Annotated in this window: 2 protein-coding genes; one reads left to right on the top strand and one right to left on the bottom strand. The window is 64.7% G+C overall.

Features of this window, described 5'->3' with window-relative positions; translation table 11 throughout:
- Positions 1-824 (top strand): FAD-dependent monooxygenase (locus ACXJL8_RS38575; RefSeq protein ID WP_456686767.1); only part of this gene is annotated, 824 nt, incomplete at its 5' end.
- Here ACXJL8_RS38575 and ACXJL8_RS38570 read toward each other — a convergent pair.
- Positions 752-2,650 (bottom strand): ABC transporter ATP-binding protein (locus ACXJL8_RS38570; protein WP_456686766.1); only part of this gene is annotated, 1,899 nt, incomplete at its 5' end. The genes ACXJL8_RS38575 and ACXJL8_RS38570 overlap by 73 nt on opposite strands.

Here is a 2,650-nt window from a genome sequence, read left to right as displayed (position 1 = left end):
CGGCCCGCCTGGTCGTGCTCGCCAACGGCCTGAATGTCGGCCTGCGCCACCAGCTCGGCATCGCGCGCAAGGTCATCAGCGCCTGCCATTCGATCTCGATCGGATTCGACGTGGTGCCCGCCGGACGAACATCGTTCGGCTTCCCGTCCCTGACCTATTTTTCGGAGCGGCCGAGCGACCGCATTCCCTATATCTGCATGTTTCCGATCGGCCCGCGGATGCGCGCCAATTTGTTCGTCTACCGCGATTTCGACGATCCCTGGTTGCGCGAGCTGCGCCGCGCGCCGGCCGAGACGCTGGATGCCGCGCTGCCGCGGCTGAAGCACATCACCGGCCGCTTCGACATCCCCGGCGAGATGAAGATCCGCCCGGTCGATCTCTATGTGAACGATGCCCGCGGCCAGCCCGGCCTCGTGCTGGTGGGCGACGCGTTTTCGACCTCCTGCCCCGTCGCCGGCACCGGCTGCGACAAGGTGTTCACCGACGTCGAGCGGCTCTGCAACGTCTACGTCCCGCGATGGCTCGCCTCCGACGGGATGGATAYGGGCAAGACCGCCGCCTTCTACGACGATCCGGTCAAGCGGGCCTGCGATGAATGGTCGGCGGCGAAGGCGTTCGACTTCCGCTCAGTCTCGATCGACACCAGCTCCTATTGGACGGCGCAGCGCTGGGCGCGCTTCATCGCCTGGTCGGCTCAGGGGCTGTTGCGGCCGCTTGGAGGAGCACTCGATCTGGAGCCGAACTTCCTCGGTCACTCCTTCTCGTCGTCCTCGTCCTCATCATCCTCGTTATCGTCTTCATCCTCGTCGTCATCGTCGGCGTGAGCCGCGGCGCCATGCGGCTGGTGGATCTGGTCGTTCCACAGCGAGCGATAGGTGCCGTTCTTCGCCAGCAGCTCGGCATGCGAGCCGCGCTCGATCGCCCTGCCCCCTGAAATCACGATGATCTCGTCCATCTCGACCACCGAGGTCAGGCGGTGGGTCGACCAGATCATGGTGCGGCCCTTGGCGACCTTCAGCAGCGTGCGGTTGATCGCGGCCTCCGTGGTCTGGTCCAGCGCCGACGTCGCCTCGTCGAGCAGCAGCACGGAAGGATTACGGATGATCGCGCGTGCAATCGCGATGCGCTGGCGCTGGCCGCCCGACAGGGTGTCACCGCGCTCGCCGACCGGCGTGTCGTATCGCTGCGGCAAGCTCATGATGTAGCGGTGGATCTCGGCCTTCTTGGCGGCCTCCTCCACCTCCTCGTCGGTCGCGCCCTCCTTGCCGAGGCGGATGTTCTCGCGGATCGACATGTTGAACAGCATGTTCTCCTGGAACACGACCGCCATGCTCCGGCGCAGCGAATCCAGCGTCACCTTGCGGACATCGACGCCGTCGATGGTGACGCGCCCCTCGTCGGGCACGTAGAGCCGCAGGATCAAATTGAGCAGCGTGCTCTTGCCGGAGCCTGAGGGGCCAACGATGGCGATGCGCTTGCCGACATCGAGCTTGAGGCTGAGATTGTCCAGCACCGGCGTCTGGCTGCCTTCGTACTGGAATGTCACGCGGTCGAAGGTGATGTCGTGGGTGATGCGCGGCAAGTCCGGCGCGCCGGGGCGATCGGCGCTGCGCGTCGGCTCGTCGAGCAGTTCCTGGATGTGACGGATCGCGGCGGCCGAGGAGATCGACACCGGGACGAAATGCATCACATGGGCGATATTGTAGGAGACCTCCCAGAACGCGCTCTCGAAGGTGACGAAGGTGCCGATGGTGATCTGGCCCTTGGTTGCCAGATAGGCGCCGATCGCCAGCACCACGAGGTGCAAGAGCAGCACCGAGATCGTGACTGTCCGCTCCACCATGGTCGACAGGAACGCGGCTGAGGCCATCCTGTTACGGGTCTCATCGTTACGGAAGGTGAAGAAGCCGAACATCCTGCGTTGCAGGCTGAACGCCTTGATCACGGCCTGCGCCGCCACGTTCTCCTGCACCATGCCGAGCAGCGCGGACTCGTTGAGCTTCTGCTCGTAGTTCGCCTGCACCGCCTTCGGCGTCAGCATGCGCGGCCCGATCAGCGTGATCGGGAACACCAGCAGCGCAACCACCGCGAGCTGCCAGTTCAAAAAGAACATCAGGATAATGCCGGCGATCAACTCCAGGAACGGCAGCGCCGCGCTGTTGGCGAAGGTCTTGACCGAACCCTCGAAGGCCGCGAGGTCGACCGAGAAACGCGACAGGATCTCGCCGCGCTTGGTGCGGCCGAAATAGGCCGCCGGCAGGTCCTGGACGTGCTCGAACAGACGTTTGCGGACGTCGGAGATGATGCAGGCCGCGAGCCGCGCGTCCCAGCGCTCGTACCAGACCGCGACGATCGAGGTGAAGATTCCGGCGACCGCGAGCACGCCGAGGATCTTGTAGAGGGCCTGGAAGTCCTCCTCGCCGAGCGCGTCGTCGATCAGGAACTTCAGGCTGAGCGGCATGATGACGTTGAACAACGTCTCGACAACGACGCCGAACGCCACGAATGACAGCATTCGCTTGTAGTTCGTCAGATAGGGTTTGACGAAGCCCAGGATGGTCGCGAGCGCGCCGGCGGCTTCGCGCGCGGTAAAGACGACGAGGTCCTCGTCCTCATCGTCGTCGTCGAGCTCCAGCTCGTCGTCCTCGCC

The sequence above is a fragment of the Bradyrhizobium sp. P5_C11_2 genome (assembly GCF_054049755.1).
The sequence above is the reverse complement of the archived record's forward strand: the minus strand, read 5'-3'. Positions and strand labels throughout refer to the sequence as shown.